Source organism: Brochothrix campestris FSL F6-1037 (assembly GCF_000525915.1).
In the GTDB taxonomy this organism is placed as follows: Bacteria; Bacillota; Bacilli; order Lactobacillales; family Listeriaceae; genus Brochothrix; species Brochothrix campestris.
Map to the genome: position 1 here is coordinate 1 of NZ_AODH01000006.1, position 18,384 is coordinate 18,384.

General features: G+C 35.6%; 14 protein-coding genes and 2 pseudogenes. 5 read left to right on the forward strand and 11 right to left on the reverse strand.

The features are described 5' to 3' along the window. Window positions 1-166, forward strand: a 166-nt coding sequence (locus tag BCAMP_RS12945; RefSeq protein WP_156921088.1) for an IS3 family transposase, incomplete at its 5' end; no start/stop codon positions are given. A gap of 12 nt (window positions 167-178) precedes the next feature. On the opposite strand, the gene BCAMP_RS01565 is transcribed toward BCAMP_RS12945, so the two are convergent. The 4 genes from BCAMP_RS01565 to BCAMP_RS01585 all read right to left on the reverse strand — a co-directional run bounded on the left by BCAMP_RS01565 (window position 179) and on the right by BCAMP_RS01585 (window position 5,844). Further along, complete coding sequence (locus BCAMP_RS01565; RefSeq protein WP_035313136.1) at window positions 179-652, reverse strand: hypothetical protein; 474 nt, start codon at window positions 650-652, stop codon at window positions 179-181. 279 nt (window positions 653-931) lie between these two features. Continuing rightward, window positions 932-1,315 (reverse strand): hypothetical protein, encoded by a 384-nt coding sequence (locus BCAMP_RS01575; RefSeq protein ID WP_156921089.1) that lies wholly within the window; start codon window positions 1,313-1,315, stop codon window positions 932-934. Between the two features lie 96 nt (window positions 1,316-1,411). Continuing rightward, the gene (locus BCAMP_RS01580) at window positions 1,412-2,713 is read right to left on the reverse strand and encodes a DUF4041 domain-containing protein (protein WP_035313141.1); all 1,302 of its coding nucleotides are present in this window, start codon (window positions 2,711-2,713) and stop codon (window positions 1,412-1,414) included. A gap of 71 nt (window positions 2,714-2,784) precedes the next feature. After that, a complete protein-coding gene (locus BCAMP_RS01585) occupies window positions 2,785-5,844 on the reverse strand; it encodes a type I restriction endonuclease subunit R (protein ID WP_035313142.1) in 3,060 nt (1,019 codons plus the stop codon). A gap of 338 nt (window positions 5,845-6,182) precedes the next feature. Here BCAMP_RS01585 and BCAMP_RS12950 point away from each other — a divergent pair, with 338 nt between their 5' ends. Continuing rightward, on the forward strand, window positions 6,183-6,581 hold the full coding sequence (locus BCAMP_RS12950) for a restriction endonuclease subunit S (RefSeq protein ID WP_035313143.1): 399 nt from the start codon (window positions 6,183-6,185) through the stop codon (window positions 6,579-6,581). Here the strand turns inward: BCAMP_RS12950 and BCAMP_RS01595 are convergent. The 4 genes and pseudogenes from BCAMP_RS01595 to BCAMP_RS01610 all read right to left on the reverse strand — a co-directional run bounded on the left by BCAMP_RS01595 (window position 6,539) and on the right by BCAMP_RS01610 (window position 10,899). Next, window positions 6,539-7,456, reverse strand: a complete 918-nt coding sequence (locus BCAMP_RS01595; RefSeq protein WP_035313144.1) for a tyrosine-type recombinase/integrase — start codon at window positions 7,454-7,456, stop codon at window positions 6,539-6,541. The genes BCAMP_RS12950 and BCAMP_RS01595 overlap by 43 nt on opposite strands. A gap of 112 nt (window positions 7,457-7,568) precedes the next feature. Then, entirely contained in the window at window positions 7,569-8,810 is a 1,242-nt protein-coding gene (locus tag BCAMP_RS01600) for a restriction endonuclease subunit S (protein ID WP_035313145.1), read from the reverse strand. 1 nt (window position 8,811) lies between these two features. Beyond that, a pseudogene (locus BCAMP_RS01605) lies at window positions 8,812-10,342 on the reverse strand (type I restriction-modification system subunit M). A 224-nt stretch (window positions 10,343-10,566) separates the two neighbouring features. Then, entirely contained in the window at window positions 10,567-10,899 is a 333-nt protein-coding gene (locus tag BCAMP_RS01610; RefSeq protein ID WP_035313146.1) for a hypothetical protein, read from the reverse strand. Between the two features lie 207 nt (window positions 10,900-11,106). Here BCAMP_RS01610 and BCAMP_RS01615 point away from each other — a divergent pair, with 207 nt between their 5' ends. The 3 genes and pseudogenes from BCAMP_RS01615 to BCAMP_RS01625 all read left to right on the forward strand — a co-directional run bounded on the left by BCAMP_RS01615 (window position 11,107) and on the right by BCAMP_RS01625 (window position 13,571). Next, complete coding sequence (locus tag BCAMP_RS01615; protein WP_035313147.1) at window positions 11,107-11,364, forward strand: hypothetical protein; 258 nt, start codon at window positions 11,107-11,109, stop codon at window positions 11,362-11,364. A 25-nt stretch (window positions 11,365-11,389) separates the two neighbouring features. Continuing rightward, a pseudogene (locus tag BCAMP_RS01620) lies at window positions 11,390-12,338 on the forward strand (tyrosine-type recombinase/integrase). A 105-nt stretch (window positions 12,339-12,443) separates the two neighbouring features. Further along, window positions 12,444-13,571 carry a tyrosine-type recombinase/integrase gene (locus tag BCAMP_RS01625; protein WP_035313149.1) on the forward strand — a complete coding sequence of 376 codons (1,128 nt, stop codon included), beginning with the start codon at window positions 12,444-12,446 and terminating at the stop codon, window positions 13,569-13,571. Window positions 13,572-13,889: 318 nt separating this feature from the next. Here BCAMP_RS01625 and BCAMP_RS01630 read toward each other — a convergent pair whose 3' ends face one another. Genes BCAMP_RS01630 through BCAMP_RS13680 form a run of 3 tightly spaced genes read right to left on the reverse strand, consistent with a single transcriptional unit; the run spans window position 13,890 to window position 18,319 of the window. Continuing rightward, window positions 13,890-15,938, reverse strand: a complete 2,049-nt coding sequence (locus BCAMP_RS01630) for an endo-beta-N-acetylglucosaminidase (protein WP_051456795.1) — start codon at window positions 15,936-15,938, stop codon at window positions 13,890-13,892. Between the two features lie 23 nt (window positions 15,939-15,961). Further along, a complete protein-coding gene (locus BCAMP_RS01635; protein ID WP_035313151.1) occupies window positions 15,962-16,753 on the reverse strand; it encodes a MurR/RpiR family transcriptional regulator in 792 nt (263 codons plus the stop codon). A gap of 12 nt (window positions 16,754-16,765) precedes the next feature. Then, window positions 16,766-18,319: a glycoside hydrolase family 38 C-terminal domain-containing protein gene (locus BCAMP_RS13680; protein WP_198015673.1), complete on the reverse strand. Its 1,554-nt coding sequence runs from the start codon at window positions 18,317-18,319 to the stop codon at window positions 16,766-16,768. Window positions 18,320-18,384 lie beyond the last annotated feature (65 nt).

Consider the following 18,384-nt stretch of genomic DNA (forward strand, 5'->3'; position numbering starts at 1 on the left):
AACATTCAAAGTGTTTAAAACAGAATTCGCAAACCAAGCTCACTTTTCCAATCTTAATCAGCTGGAACTTGAATTAAATGATTACGTTCATTGGTTTAATAACATCCGTATTCATGGAACATTGGGTTATTTAACGCCTACCGAATTTAAATTACAGCCCTTATAATTTTTGTTCAATTTACTGTTGCCATTCCACCTCTTTCTCGTGTCTATAAAGCATACACAAATATCCTTGACTCAAAGCATTTTTTAGTGAGCTACTACTGTCCACAAGTTGACTAATCAATAAATTAAGTGAATTTAACAAGGTAGTTTTTCCTGAACCTCTACCTCCTATAATACAATTCATACTCTCAGAAAAAACTAACACATCACCTTCACCAGTATTATTTTTTGAACTTATAAATCCTGTACCGTCAAAATATAAAGCCTTTACATAACTATCTGGAAAAGTGGGCTTAGAATAAGATATAGAACAATCAAAATCATTTAATGAGCTCTTAATACCTTCAAAATTCAATGTCTGGGTTTTCAGCCAAAAAGTCTTTGTTCCCAACTCATATAAAGAGTGAGAATCTTCATCCAAGATAAAATTAAATTTTTTATCAGAATAATTTTTTATACTGTTTTCTACAGAAATTTTTTTATCCATATTTTGAAAGACCTAAAATTTTCAAGCTGTATGTATTAAACAATCTCTCTTTATATACTCTACTTAAATATTTTTTTTCTAAATATATCTGAACTATTAATATGCGCTATATAACCTATTCCTTTTTTACTATTAATCATTTCTAAAACTTCTAAACTGGATAGATATGTACCATCCTTTGGAGAAATAATATAATCGTTTATCCAATCCTGTAGTTCTTTTTTAGAATTTAAATGATTGAATATACCAACAACATGATTTTTATCGGAACATGAAATTTCAATACCCAAAATTATTTGTGGAAAAACCTTTAATGTCTTTCCTCCTTTTTCTTTTAAAATTTTTTATTGCATCGGCTAATTTACAGAAACCATCAATACAATTATGATCTGTAACTACTGCTATTTCAATTTCCTCGTCAACAAGTTTATTTGCAAGTAACAAGTAGCTCAAGCATTCATGTTGATTTTTAAATCCTTTATACGTAAAATCCTCTATTTCATTGAAATTCTCCCTTAAAAATCCAATTTTCATTGCGTAATCAATTAACGTTTTCGAACAAGTCCCTCCAGGTATAAGAGTGTAATCATGTGAAGCTGGAGTGTGAATATGAAAAACACATTTATGATACTGACCATACTTTTTTAGCGTTGATTTTTTCATTAATCTTACTAATCATATCATGATGAACATTTTTACTATCTTCCACTTTTTATCACCTTCTTATCAGAATTAATTATTATAAAAATCAAACGAAACTTACAATGACTCTCTATACTCTTCCGCGTCAGGGTCTGAATTAAAATCAATAGTCAGTTCACCATATTCTTCAAGCTTTTCTTCAATTTTCTTAATTGGTACTTTGAAGAATTCTTTTCTGTTATTTACTCTGTTTATTCTATACTTGTCAAAATATTTATGTAATTCGTTCTCCAATGTATAAGCGTCATAACTAAATATTAAAGCATGGACATCAAATTTAAACGGAACTGATGCACTACTAAGCTCATTAATACGTTCTAAAGGATCAATACGTCGAGTTACGCCGATTTTTACTACGTCTTCTCCAAATGAGCCAATATTGCTTATAATATAGACAAATCCTGCTGAAGCATGGGCTGTTCGATAATCTAATTCTGCCTTTTCTTCCTCACGTTCATTGATGTTTAAACGTAATTCTTCAATTTGAAGTTGAATGGATTCTTTGTCTTCATCATTGTTTGCTTGTTTTAATCTATTTTCTAAATCGGAAATCATATTTTGATAATGGGTAATATCTTTATCAATAATCTTCTTCTTATTTTGAATCTCTCTTTGTAATGCTTTTTCTTCTCGTTCACGCTCACGTTGTTCTCGTAATTCTTCTTTTTCATCTTGTTTTTTTCGCTCGTACTCATAAGCTAAAGTCATTTCAGCCAGCTTTAAATCTAAAAATTTAGCCGTCAGAGATACTTTATTGGTTGCGTTCAATTTATTTAATTGTTCAAATGACTTCATAATTCGATTTTCTATTGAGTGCAAATTATTGTATTTCACTTTATTGATAGCGGCCTCACATTCATTGTTAAATGAACGAAGAATTTGTCTAATATTATCATTTGTCATCTTCTTACCTTTAGCTCGACTACCCTCTACAGTCCAGTTATCAAAATAATTGACAGCGCTTTTATTTCTGATCATCTCTTTTTGTTCTTGTCTTACTTTATCTAATTGCACTTTGTAGCCTAATGATGTAGCAAAATCATATTTTGGAATATATAGTCCATATCCTTCCATCTCAATCGCCTCTTTAGTCACGATTAAGTCTTTTTCTAACTCTTTAATTTTTGATTCTCTTTTTTCTACTTCCTGTTCCATCTGTTCGACTTTATTTTCGTAATCAAGTGTAGTCGCTTTAAGCTCTTCCAATGTCTTTTTCTGCTGATCTATTTGTTCATGGATTTCAACTAAACTCATGGCTTCTATCGAACGATCTCGATTCTTTAATACGTCAATTTCTTTCGTTAATTGTTCTATTTCTTTTTTAAATTGCATACTTTTAAATATATCAGTAATTGCCATAACTAACTCCTTTACTATTAAATTATAGGGAGACAGTCTATTTCCTAACTCTCTCCCTAATTATAATTTCACTACTTCTCTCTAAGCGGTAAAATATTTTCTTCAATCTTCTCATTAATTTGTTTAAACAATTCACTTCGATATCTCAATTTAATCACTGGATTTTCAGCGGTTGTTTTGTATTGATTGTAATCAGCACTCTTATATAAATCACTTGCGCCTAATTGATGTTCTTTGCCGTGTTTGTAATTATCTACATAATAGGCCAATTTATCTTCTTCGACATACCATTCCTTTGAAACTTCCTCGACAAATTGTTGTTCTGTTTGCTCAATGACAGCTTCTACTTCCATCGAAATCAATTTATCGCGGTAGTTTTCAGGGTTGTCTTGTAAATCTTGCCATATTCCTTTGACAATATTAGCCATGGTTTGATTGGTGCGTGCAAGGTCTTCTAAATACTTCTCAACTTCTTGCATCGTTTTATCATTCATCGTATGTACCAATTGAATGTCATCATCACCACTTGGGACAAACGATTGGATTAACATTAAAATATACTCGTAGTTTATCTTGTCTGTTTTAATAGATGATAACTCATATTCTACATCCAACTCAATTTCATCCCGTTCTGGACCGTCCTCTATAATTTTCTCCAACGCATTTTGATATTTCCCATGATAATTTTCTAATTCAGGCATCGTGATTGAGAAAAGGGTGCCCAACATCTCATCTTCATATTCTGTATAAACTTGAACCGCACTAAACGTCTTATCCACGCGCTGATAAGCTTTTGCAAACTTCTTCAACCATTCAATTGGAGAGGCATCAATATCAATGTTTTCAGGTTCTTCCGCTATTTGTCTTAGATTATGAATTGCTTCAATAAAAGCCGTTTTCGATTCTTCCCATTCAGGCGCTAATACTTCATTCTCTCCACCGTTTGAATATAGGCGTAGGGCATCTTTAACACTTTCTTCAAACAATGCAGGCAACTGGAACGTTACTACTTGGCCATATTCTTTCTTAGAGTCAAAGATACGATTAGTCCGTGAAAACGCCTGTATCAAGTTGTGAGGTGGCATAGGCGGACGATCAATAAAGATAGTCGATAAACATGGCGCATCAAATCCTGTAAGCAAACGGTCGACTACAATGACTAAGTCTAACTGCTCACTTCTGGCTTGATACTTTTCTTTCTTACGAGCCAGACGATCATTCACATTACTGTTATAACCTCTCATCGTATCAATGCTAAAATTAGTGCCAAATTCAGCATTGTAATCCAACAACGCTTCCTTCATCTTCGTCTGATTCACCTCAGAAGATTCTTCATTCTCACTAATTGAATAAGTAATCGCGACTTTAGGAAAATCAGGCAAGACACGTTTAATTTTTTCTGATATTTTCACTGATGAATGGCCTGCTTTGACTTCTTTAATCAAGTCATAATACTTTTGCGCTTGGGCAATTGACGTCGTAGTCAAAATCGCATTATAGGTGTACCCTACACCGTTATTGAATCCCAGTTTTTTGGAAGACTTATTGATGATAGAATTAATTACCGCCAGCATATGTTCCTCTTCTTCATAAACCTTCTTAGGTACTTTGGCTTCACGGACTAACATGTCCATTGTTTCCACTTCGGATAACTCTTTACCGGTCACAGTTGCAACAATCTCATCCAATTGTTCTTCCTCAAAGGTGGCCTTATATTCTACTTGAAAACCTAATACTGCTTTATCATGAATAGCTTCTTTCACTGTATAGTTATGTAAACATTCACCATATTGCTCATAAGTAGTTCGGGCCATATTCCCTTTTTCATCTTTAGCGTTTTCTTTAAAAATAGGGGTTCCAGTAAAACCATACCATAATGAATTAATGAAAAATTCCGAGATCTCGTTTTTCTTCTCTGCACTCACGGCACGATGACATTCATCCACGACAAAAGCGACGCGTAATTGCGATAGTTTTTTGTAATCTCGTCCGTCTGGCTTATTATTTAAGCGTCTGATTAAATGGTTTAACTTCTGAATAGTCGTCACAACGATGCCTGAACGGTCACCATTTCCTAATTTTTTGATTAAGTCGGAGACATTCTCTGTTTCATTTATCTCAATCGCGTCATTTTGTGCATAAGAGTTAAATGAAGCTGACGTTTGTTGGTCCAAGTCAATTCGATCGACAATAAAAATCGTCTTATCAATTGATGGAATTTGTAATAAGTTACGAGCACACTTATAACTGGTCAGAGTTTTTCCTGAACCCGTCGTATGCCAAACAAAACCACCTTGACGATGCTTAGAAGCTTCTTTGACCGCTTCAATCGCGTGAATTTGATACGGACGTAGAAGAATCAAGGATTTACGTTCATTATCGAGAACAGAATAGTGCGCGACCATTCTGTGTGCCATCGGAATAGATAAGACCTCTCGAGCAAAATCTAAATAATCCGTCACAGGTTGGTTCTCTTTATCAACCCATTTTGTTAAGAAAGCCGGTTTTAGTTTACTACTAATTGAAGCCGCAATGTAGCGAGTATCAACGCCGTTTGTCACGACAAACATCTGTAGGCTTGAGAAAATACCGGTAAACTTACCTTCTTTTAAGTATTTATCAATCTGACGAAACGCATCCATATAAGGTTCTCGTTTATTTTTTAATTCAATATGAATCATCGGCAACCCATTGATTAATAATGTCACATCAAAACGACGATTGCGGTCTTGTACACTATCTTTACTTGAACGATATTGATTAATGACTTCATAAGAAGAAATACCCGCTGCAATATCACGGTTCTTCATGACAGTTAGACGAATAGTACCAAGCGAGGCATCTTCGCGTTGCACTTCGACTTTCGCAATACCATTCTCACCACTTAACCATTCAGCCGCTCGATAAAAATTCGCAAAAGTTAATTGATTTTTGATTTGTTGAAATTCTTGGTTCGTTAACATGACATCATTCAAAACTTGTTTATTATTCGCTTCCAATTTTTGTTTGAAATTAGCCCATAAATCATCTTCTGTACGTAGGTCTTCACGATACGTCCACTGCGATTCTCCTGTAATTAATTGTTGAATTAAGTTATTTTCCATAATTTCTTCTGAAGTAAATGAGTACATAGCTACCCTACTTTCCGCTTATTTCCTTATACTAAAAATTATATCATAGCAGACGTACAAAATTGTTGGGATATTAGTAAGTTATTAAAAATATTATGTATGGTGAATATCTCTAAAATATAACAAACTATCACATTTTTTCACCTAACGATTGGGAACAGCGTAAGGTTGGAGAATTTTTAGAGGAAAGTAAGATTCCAGGTTCTGATGGAAGTATTGCAAAAAAATTAACTGTTAAATTATGGGGAAAGGGTGTTATTCCAAAAGAAGAAATATATAAAGGAAGTACTTCAACTAATTACTATATTAGAAAACAAGGTCAGTTTATTTATGGTAAATTGGACTTTTTAAATCAAGCATTTGGTATTATACCTAAAGAGTTAGATGGTTATGAATCAACATTGGACTCACCTGCATTTGATATATTACAAGGTTTAAATGCAAAATATTTTTTAGAGTATGTTTCAAGAAAAGAATTTTACCTTTTTCAAGGTACAATAGCTAATGGTTCAAGAAGGGCTAAAAGAATTCATTCAGATACGTTTTTTAATATGCCAATAGTGCTTCCATCAATTGCAGAACAAGAGAAGATTGGAAAGTTTTTTGATACTCTCGACCATACTATCGCTCTTCAGAAATTAGAGTCAATTATAAAAAATAGGATAACACTTTTCAGCATTATCCTGTCTTTTGGCTATATACTTGATAAATATCTCATCACTTTATCGTTATCTTGATTCTCTAATTCTTGAATGATATGCAAATAAACTTGTTGTGTAGTAGTCATATTAGCATGACCTAACCTTCTCGCTACTGTCGCAATTGAAACACCCGCAAACAATAATAACGAGGCATGAGTGTGTCTTAATCCATGCGCTGATATCACAGGAATATTAGCCTTTTGGCAATATTTTTTCAAACGATGATTCACAGTTGAATTATAAATTCTACCTGCAACAAAAATTGGCTGATTTTCTTGTTTTTCTTGAATCAAATGAGAAAATTGCATACAAGTTTTCCAATCAATTGGTACCTTTCTAATAGATGACTTATTTTTTGTTCCTTGAAAACCACCATGTTCACTTCGATAATCCCAAGACTTATTAATCGTAATAGAGTGATTATGAAAATCAAAGTCCTCTGGTGTTAACCCCAGAGCCTCAGAAAATCTAATCCCTGTCTTTGCCATCAACAAAATCATCCAATCAAGATTAATTTCATTACCTAAATCTAAAATATCTAACAATTTTTGCAATTCGAACTGACTTAGATATTTTTGCTTTTTATCCCTGGGTTTCTTGCCTTTTATCACAACTTTTCTTGTCGGATCATGAGCGATGATTTTCTCATCAACCGCATCTCTTATAGAACTCTTTAACTGATGATGAAAGTCCTTTGTTGTTTGTTTTTCATGTGTTGAAGCATATTCATTTAATATTGCTTGATAAGATTGACGACTCAATTCGGATAGCAATAAATTGGGGGCAATTTGAGTAATAAACAAATGTGAAGTGTAATATTTTTTTAGCGTAATCTCTCTGACTGCCCCTTCTTTGTATAGTTTAATCCATTCTAAAAAATACTCATGAAATTTTGTGCTTTCTGATATCATAAAAAATCCTCCTTCAAAATGATGATTAAACATTCATTATGAAAGAGGATTTAGCACAAATTACTATAAATTATAAAATATTAATAAAGCTGTAAAAAATGGCCACTAATTATCACACAAACATCTTTTGAAGCAATGCTTTTTTCATCTCTTTTAACTTATTTAGCTTATTATTCTGAAGAGCGATAGCATCATCGAGAGATTTGAAAAAGGCACCAATCTTTTGTTGTTCGTTATTATTTGTGGGAATAGTTAAATCAGTATCAAAAAAATCATTTGCTGTAATATTTAGTAGTCCATGATTTCTTGCACCCTCAGCTGCTCGCATAGAAACCTCTCTATGCCAGTTATCTGTATCGTAATAGGATACTAAAAAATTCGAGTCAACATCAGTTGGCTTAAAAACTATGTATAATGTTGATAATACGCCTTTATCATAATTATCCAATCGTTTAACTGCTCCCCAAGGATAGTCTTTCGAATAACTTTTATTATAGGCGAACTCACCCTTTTCCAATAAATAATAATTGCTTACGTCTTTACTTGCTATTTGCTTATTAAAATATGTAATTTGGTCAACTAAGCCATATTGAGCAGAAATAGTTAGAGGTAATGTAGATTCTAAATCTTTGTTTTTTCTTGTTACCCTTTCTGATATCGCTCCTAACTTACGCTGTTCCCAATCGTCAGTAAATCCGTCAAATCGTATTTCAGGAACTTTTTCACCATTTTTTGGAAACATTTTTTGAAGCATGGCTTTTTTATATAATTGCATTTCTTCTAACTTACAATTCTGAAGAGCGATAGTATCATCTAAGGATTTAAAAAATCCTGATATTTTCCTTTGTTCTAAAACATTAGGAAAAAATATTTTCCCTTCTAAAGCACCTTCATCGGTAACATTAATAGTATTTTTAGCTCCTTTTGAGACTAATGGGCTTAAATAATGTGTTGCTATATTATCATTTTTTAAATAAATAGATACATATGGAGCATATGCTATTTCAGTTGAATGATAAACAGCATATAAAGGAGAAATAATTCCGTTTATTGTGGCATTCTGAAAAATACCATATGGTGCACCTTTTAAAGGGCTCTTAGTATATATTAAATCATTTTCCTTTACTACTTTGTAATTTGAAACATCAGCACCTGCAAATGATCTTCCTTGGTATTCAATTTGGTTAACTGTGCCATATTCTCTTGAAACAGACAGAACATCATTTTTATCAAAACCATTATCTTTATTTTTTTCTTTAGAAACTTTTAGGACCTCACTCAACTTACGCTGTTCCCAATCGTTATTAAATCCTTTAAATCTAATCTCCGGTTGCTTGGTTATTTTATTCGCCATCTTACTCACCTACCTGTAGCAAACTCATCAAATCAGCTAATTGTTGAGCTGTATCATCGTTATTAGCTGTTAATTCTTTCATCAAGCCGTATAATTCAGTTTCAGCTTGTTCAATAGCTTTATTTGTAGCTCTCATGCTATTAGATAGCTCCGTTAGATTAATTGGTTCTTCTTCCTCAAAAGTATCGACATAACGCGGAATATTTAAGTTAAAGTCATTCTCAACGATTTCTTCAAATGAAGCCAAATGGGCATATTTCTCAATATTTTCACGCTTGATATAAGTATCTAATATTTTCTCAATATGCTCTGGTGTTAAATTATTTTGCGTTTTCGCTTTTTCAAAGTCATTTGATGCATCAATAAAGAAAACATCACGAGATGAACGATTTTTTTTTCAAAATAATAATCGTCGTTGGAATACTTGTATTGAAGAAGATATTAGCAGGTAAACCAATCACGGTATCAATCGCACCTTGCTCTAATAGCGCTTGACGAATTTTCCCTTCTGCTGCACCACGGAATAGCACACCATGAGGCAAGACAATCGCCATTGTTCCTGTATCTTTTAAATGATAGAAGCCATGCAACAGGAATGCAAAATCAGCTTTGGATTTCGGCGCTAATACCCCATAAGATGAAAAACGTGGATCATCTAAGAACCCTTTTTCGGCAGACCACTTAGCAGAATAAGGTGGGTTCATTAGAACTGCTTCGAAGTTGGTTGGCTCATCTGTTGGCCAATCTCCATCCAAGGTATCCGCATTATTCAAATGTTGGTTCTCGATATCCACTCCATGTAGAATCATGTTCATACGCGCTAAGTTGAACGTAGACGTGTTTAATTCTTGTCCGAAATAACCAATCGTACCAGGTTCATTCGAATACTTCTTGGCATTCAACATTAGGGAACCTGAACCCATCGTCGGGTCATAGACAGAAAAGCCTTTTTGATTTTCTTTGCCTTGCATCACAATTTTCGTCATTAATTGAGACACAGGCTGTGGCGTATAGAATTCACCGGCTTTTTTACCAGAATCGGCCGCAAACTCTCCGATTAAATACTCGTAAGCATCGCCTAACATATCGCCATTATGTGCGATATCTAATGTCGCTAATTCCTTCATTAAGGCTGAAATCGTTTGGTTTTGTTTACTGCTGTTTGGCCCTAATTTTTTTGAATATAAGTCCACATCTTCAAATAAATTCTCAAATATCTCGCTTGACTGCTCTATCTCTCTAAAGCCTTGCGCTAAATCTTCTAATTGGAATTTTCCTTTATTTACCATATCCACTAAATGAGTAAACGTTAGCTTAGGTTCAATCACATACGAGACATCTTCTTTTACCGCATTAATTAGCTCATCACGCAACCTCTCATCTGCAAAGGCTTCCTCAAAATTACGTTGTGCTTGTGCTAAATCATCTGTATCGGCTTCTAATAACTCAGAAGCTTTTAACAGCATTTTATCTGATAAGTACTTATAAAATACCAAACTTAATAAATAGGTTTTATACTCATTAGCATCCATTTTAGAACGCAAAATATCCGCTGAATTCCATAGTGCTTGTGATAATGTTTTTGATGTTGTAGTTGCCACTTGCGATACACTCCTTATTTTGTCAATTAAATGCTTATCTACTTATATTTTAACTGTTTATGGTATATTTTGATAGCAAAGAATGACGTACTGTTTAGTTGATCAATAGATTCTTTCCTCTAAACACAAGTAAGGGTCAGACAGTGGTTCTCCACTTACTCCTTACTTTTTAATGTTACTATCCATGCATCTAACTCTTCTTTCAAGAAATATACTTTTCCTCCATCTTCATATCTTTTTGGAAACCCTTCCGTACCAATTCTGCTACTTAACGTATTATATGATTTATAGCCTAAATAAGCAGTCGATTCCTTCATATTTAATTTCTCCTTATCTACTTTTTTATTTGTATTACTTAAATTATCTATCAGCACTTTTAAATATTTTATTTCTTTCTCAAGTTCTTCTATCCTAAGATCACGAGCAGATACTTCCTCTTTAATTCTATTATCACAAATTTTTTCGATTGCTTGTTGTAAATCATTCATGTTAAATCCCTCCATATTTGTTTTTAGAATTATAAGCAACTACATAAGAGAAAATAACCTAATAATCAAATAAAGTTCCACGTAAACTAACAGTAAAATAATACATATTTAAGTAACAATCGTAAATTTTTATTAATGTTCACGCGTTGTAAAAAATTTGTTTTTGCATAAACTAAGCTACCAATAAAAAAAAGGAGCTTACCTTCGATGCCAAAAATTAAAACAAATGCAGAACGAATGAAAGAAAAAATTGAGAAAGAAAATCTAAAATTAATGCAAGAGTATTCTGAAGAATTAAAATCCGTAACAGAATACACCTTTTGGGGAAAGACACACTACAAATATAGTATATACGCTTACTATAATTCATTTACTAAAAAAAGAGTTTACTTGAAAAAAGCTAAGTTTAAAACATCACTCGAAGCTGCTATGCATTTGAGAAATGAGCTAAAAAAAAGCCAATAAAGAGAAGGAGAAAATTGAAAAATCTTTGTTAAAAAAGAGCGGTAAATACTCTTATTCATATGAATTTAATCGTATATTCAATGAAGTAATCGAAGAGAAAAAAGAAAAAGGATTAAAGATTTCTACTATCCAAAAATATAAGGCGCTTGTTAAGAATCATTTATCTGATGATTTCAAAAATAAATACATTAATTTAATAGAACCTTCAGAATTAGATGATATTTTAGTATCTTATGAAATTCACAAAAATGGAATTGCAAAACAGCTTTTCTCTTTTTTAAGTGAAACTTATAAATTTGCTTTTAGAAAAGGATTAATTGAAAATAATCATTTATTAAATTATAGAGGTCCTAAACGTGATCAAAAAAGAGCACCCGTCATCTTAAGTGACAAAGAGTTGAGAGCTATCGAAACTATTATTAACAACCATCAAGATATATTTAAGAAAGTTTACTTCAACATTCTACTTAATACAGGAATGAGAAAATCTGAAGCATTAGCTCTATCAAGAAAAAGTATTGATTTAGATAATAAGATAATTCATATCACAAATAGCGTAACCTATGATGAAGAAACAAATAAAGCTATTCTATCATCATGTAAAACAAAAGCTTCAGAGCGACAAATCCCTATTTCTACAACGCTTACCGATTTAATTCGAGAATATATTGAGGAATTGCCTGCTGAGCAGGACATGCTTTTTAAAAAATAAAAATAACGAGTTATATAGACCGACGTATGTAAATGGATGGTTCAAAACTATTTTAAAACAAGCAAATTGTCAAAAGGCTACAGTTCATGATATTAGACACACTTTTATTACAAGACTTCATCAATCAAAACAATTCGATATCAAACAAATTCAAAGATACGTTGGCCATTCAAATACTGCAGTAACATTGAATACATATATACATCTTAATGCTACTTCACTTGTTGAAGTCAGTGACTTTATGAATGAGCTCACAGCATAAACAAATAGAAAGGGGGGCAATAGCCTACCCTTTCTTTGTTGATTTTTACACGAACCTTATTATAATTGGGTTATAGACGTTAGTCATGAAAAGAGAGGAAATTTTATGACTAAAAAGAAAAAAGATATAGTTTCATATACTAAGCGAGGGATTAAAAAGTGGAAGTATGATGTCTATATGGGTATCAATCCATACACTTTAAAACCTGAACGATTAAAAAAAGCAAATTTTGATACAAAAAAAGAAGCAGAAGCACATCTTATTAAAGCAATGGCTGAACGAAAAAGTAAGATGGATACTTCTGCAACGAAAGATTTCAAGCATGTTTGGCAGGAGTTTCTTGATTATAAAGAAAAACGTGTCAAAAAATCAACGTGGCTCACTTACATGCGTTATTCCCAAATTCATATTCTGCCTCATTTTGCAAAGTTAAAATTAAAAGACATCACAACCACTTATTGTAGGCGAGTTGTCGATAAATGGGAAATTCAAGTCAATGGTATTGCGATTAAGTTAAGAAGATTAACCGCTCAAATACTGGATTTTGCTGTTCGAATGGAATATATAACAACTAACGTCATGAGAAACACCTACAATCCAGTTAGAGACACCTCTAAATCTAATGCCGCTGTATTTCTAACGAAACAAGAATTACTCAACTTTTTGTCTGATATTAAGACCTTAGACAATCCTGTCTATTATACCTATTTTCATTTATTAGCATTTACCGGTATGAGAAAAGGTGAAGCCTTAGGGTTGGAATGGGATGATATTGATTGGGAAGAAAAAACTATTTTTGTTAGAAAGACTCTTGGGCTTGATGAACATTATATTCCCTATCTGGATACTCCAAAAACTAAATCTTCTTACGAAAAAGTAGGATTAGATGACGAAACCATTAATGTATTAAAAAAATGGTACGAGATAAGAAAACAACAACTGAATCCCTCGTTTTTATTCGTCATGAAGGATGGAAGATTATATCGACCACAGGCGGTCAATGATTGGCTGAAATGGATTCATAAACAGTTTCCAAATCATCCAAAACTTAAACCTCATGATTTTAGACACACGCATTGTTGTCTATGCTTTGAAGCGGGTATGTCAGTAGCTGAAGTTCAACATAGATTACGACATAGTGATTTCAAAACAACTATGAACATCTATAATCATCTCTATCCAGAAAATATTGCTGTAGCTGCTGACAAATTCTCATCATTTATGATGGAATAAGTTTATACCAAATTTATACCAAAACAAAAAAAAGAAACCCCAGAAACATTGTTATATCAACGTTTCTAAGGTTAAAAAGCAGTCTATCCGACAGAGCCTTCTAGATTGTAGCCTAAATCGAATTAAATTCCTTGTTTCTTCGAAAATAAGTCACTCGATTTTGGATACGAGATAATAAGACTGCATCGAACTGTTGTTATCTTCTCTAGTTTCATCAGCTAACAGCGCCTAAAATTCAAGATATTTCTTATCGATGGTAACTAATCGTTCGCCCCTAGTCGTCTTTACTTTCGTTCCGATTAGTTCGATAAGACACCTTTAAAGTGATATTGCCATTTCTTTTAAGCGTTCACCTTGTTTAGAAACAGGATAAACAACTAATTTTTGTGCCGTTGATGGGATTTTTTCAAGATAGCTATCCGCCGTGTTGATGCGGCCGATAAAGTTATTGCTATCATCGTACACATCATAATAAGCAAGGGCTTCATTCATGTTAGCCTTAACAAACGCTTCGCCTGTTGGTTGATACCATTTAGCGACACTAAATGCTGGTTCCGTCGCCATAGAGGTCGGTGCTATGAGCGCCAGTTTGCCTAAGTTAATTGTCCCGGTTGTCTTTGTGTTTGCTGTCACACTGATTTTACCTAATTCACGTCCTTGATAAGGACTGAGGTCAATCGTTTGTTCCTGCCATTTAGACGTCGACTTAAGCGGTAGGTTCACAGGTTGTTTAAGAGCATCTTTAAAGTACAAGGTGATGTTTGTCGCGAGTTCGCCTGTGGTTTGAGCTGCCACTTGCAAGACGTCAGTTGCTTTGATGATTTTATCGGTTTTATAGACATTCACTTCGGTTTTACCGCCCTTATTTTGCAGACGTAATGAACTACCGCCATCCCAAGCGGTGCTATAATCATAGGCAACTGACACCTTCCCAGTCGACCACCATTGCCAAGATGGCAAAATATCTTGAATACCGATATTACTCCATTCGTTTTCTGACACCTTCTCACCGTTCGCAAAAAAGGCTGTTCCGTGCCCTGTGTTAAAATGACTCACAAACGATTGCTGTTGAATAACTGTTTTCTCAGCGACAACGTCTGCTACCCCATCCCAATGAGCCGCATTATTAGCATCATTAGGCACACCTTGATCGGGGTACGGCGAACTGTTCTCGTCGGTTAGTCGACCTGTTTTAGTCGGATCTTGTCGTGGTCCCGACCAATACTCACGCTCGCGTTGGTTAATTAACGTTTGGTTACCCCGTTTTAAATTGTTAGCTGGCAAACGCGAATAAACAAAGTCACTCCCAAACAAGGCCCACGATGCCAATGGTTCCGTTTTATTAGCGAATACCTCTCGTGGATCATACGGTGGATTAAAACCGTACTTCTGATTTTCGGTCCCGGCATACATGACTTGCAACGGGTCCAAACCATTTGTTTTGGCATGTTGGTTGCCGTTTGCTAGTCGCTGTTTGTTCCAAGCATAGTTCATAAAAAGACTATCTGCTGCTTCGCCATTTTCAGCCTGCACCCAATAACTATTGCTCTCATCAAATCCGTTCACATAATGAAGTCGCCCCTCTTTTGTGAGTGAATCATAAAATTGAACGTATAGCTGCGGGGCCCTGTGCTTGAGATAGACGAGCATTTTTTGTAATTGTTGGGCATCTTGTGCTGAAATCGTCGCTTCTTGATTAATAAAATAGCCGTCAAAGTTCATATATTGTGCCAACTCAATCATTTTATCAGCGACAGGAAAACGACCATCGGCTGTTTGTTCAACCCACTCAGAAAACGTTTCATCCCTGGGCCAAAACCAACTGCCTAAACTTTTAACCCCATTTCGATGAGCGGCATCTGTATAGGCTGGATTCGGATAGTTAACGACCCCATACGTGACGTTTTTATTGGCACGAATCGCTTCATAATCTGATCCAGCAATCGGTGTGCCATTCCATGAGGCATAATAGTCAACATACTGCCAAAACTGAAAGACATTGCGGGAAAATGCAGCCACTGTACGGGTGAAATCAGGAATTCCCGCTTCAAAACCATAACCCGGGTCGCCATAATCACCCGATAAGGTCAACAACTGGGCATTATTTTGTAAAGTTGGCTGGGCTTGTGTCGCAACATCAGGCTGATTACGCGGCTGTAAGCGGACAGTCGATCGAAAATATTTGGCTGTGTCATCTGTTGTTGGTGACCAGTCTTTTAGTTGTTGGGCACTAAAACCATGAAAGTATGGCTGATGTTCCCCTTTAACATTATATTTTTCGGCCGCACTAACTGTTTGAGCAGGAATCAAACTGAGACATAAAACCAGTCCAAGCATGATACTGATATATTTTGTACTGTTCCTCATTGCAATCGCCTCCATCACTCATCTTATTGATGCAATATTTCTTCGGATGCCAGCCACTGAGCTGACGTTTCGGGATATAGATGTAAATAGCGTTCATAGACCATATCAAGTTGCAATAGCATCGGAATCTGTGGCGAGATGCTTCCTAACGCTTCAATCCGAGATAACCCCGCTGTTATTAAGGTATGTTGGGCAACAGCTTGTAACTGCGAGGTTGGATTCGCCGTAATAAGAACGGTCGCGATGCGCTTTTTATCTGCAAGACATAGCGCTTTCAAGAGATCGTTGTCATCACCACGTAAACTTGCGACCACAAGCAGTTCATCGCTTTGAGCCGCCCTAACAGATAACGTCATCGAGTTTGCATCTGACATAATACGCACATATTTACCAAGTCGCGAAAACTTAAATTGAAAATCCATGCCCGCATAGGCATTAAAGCCCTTTCCGAGAAAATGAATGATCTTATGTTGGTGAATTAACTGACAAAAAGCATCAATTGTCACTTCATCATACATTTGGTCGCTCCGGGTCGCTAATGAATGATAGGCAGCAGTGACGACCGAGGCAACAGATAGTGTGTCTTGCTTATTCGTTAAGGCCAGCTTGTATAAAAACAACAGTTCTTTGTAATTATTCAACTGTAATTTTTTACTAAAACGGGTAATTGAGGCATTTGACACCGCCAATTCCTTGCCGAGTTCGGCCATTGTCACCGCTGGTTGCTTCGCTAAAAAATAATCGGCAATCACCTGTTCCACAACGGTAAATTCCAACCGATAAGATTCAATTAACATAAAGAAATCATCATGCATCGTCTCACTCCTTTACACGTCTATACGAAAGGTTTTTATCTCGCCGGCTTTAAAACGTCCAAGCTCAAGCGTGCGCCCACGTGAACGTTCACCAAGAATTGTCCCTTTAAGATTAACAGCAACATATGCAATCGGTGTTTCAAACCGGATTGTTCCGCCAGCAACTGCTTCACTTAACGACGGATTATAACAGCGCACTTCAAAGCCCTCACCTATATCTGTCTGACGTAAACTGCTCCATACCACTGTTTCACTCTCAAAGACAAACGGTGTTGTTGGCTCCATGCTTGCTAGTGGATGGGCTACAAAGTACTGCAAGGCCGTTGTAAAACGATTAAACGTTTGTTTCTGATAGTATGGCAGGTTAATCGCATAGTTTAAATAATCTTTTTGAAGCTGGGCCGGTTTAAACTGTTCATCGAGTTGAATCGCAAAATGAAAGCGCAGCTGTTGTTGCAATTGACTATCGGGTGTAGCGATTTCCTTAAAGGCATTGCCTGAAGCTGCCCCTGGACGGCGTTGGAGGTTGGGCTTTCCTAAATAACCGACACTTCGGAACAAGGTTAACGCAAGCGTTTGATACTGTTCACCCACCAACTGATACTCCTTGATGCCTTTAGCGAAGATTGTGAAGCTCCGCTTATCACTGTGAACATTAACATAATGCAACATTGGATAAAGAGCCGTTGGTTCTTCACACCAGCCTTGCTCACGCCAGTTGTGTAAGGCGGAATCAACAACAGGACGTGTAATCATTCCAAACGGTGTATCGGCATACGAGACCTCATTTGTGAGATTACTCGCTATTAGTACACGCATGCGATGATCATCTGCGTTGTTATCGATGATAAGCTCAACATTCAGCGTCTGAGCTGTTGCATTCAAGGTGAGTGTCAGCCTGTATGGCAGACGTGTATTCCGTTGCTGTTGCGCCCGCTCTGCTAAATTATTAGCCACTAGCCATTCCCCTGTTAACGTGAGAGTCTCTTGTACAGCCCCATGCCTCGCGTTGACATCTGCCGCTTCAAACCGCAAGTGGTAACAGTCATCGGTTAGTGGTGGTGAATAATCATAGGTGTCACCCGCGTCGCCACTGTCTTCAATTGTTAAAAAATCAAAGAAGTTCTGTTTGGTTATTTTATCGAACAGATTAAGTTGTCCATCCTGATAACTTAGTTCGTAACGACCGTTGGCAATCATCACAGGTGACGGTGGTGTGGTTCGTACTTGTTTTTTCGTCTGTCCATCTTCAATCGTATACGTCTGACTCCCAAGCGGTGGGATGCTTACGGCGAGTGCTAGTTGGTGCATATAATAAGACGAGTTATTTAATTCATCATGTGGTAGTGGACCACTTGCTTCACGCGTTGTTTGTAAGCAGTCAAATGGCAGATGTTCACCGTCACGACGTATTGTGAGTTGTTTAAATGGGGATGAAACCGCTACATGGACAACCTTAGCGACCGTCCATGGCAAGGTGTTATAAAACGTTAAATCACCATCTTTAATGAGCGGTGACGTTTCGCTCAATTTGCGCGTCACATAGTCAATCATCCCCTGTGACAATTGGTCAGCCTCACGGTAGCGTTCGTTAATAATGCGATTGGTTTTATCAGAGTTACAGCCACCTG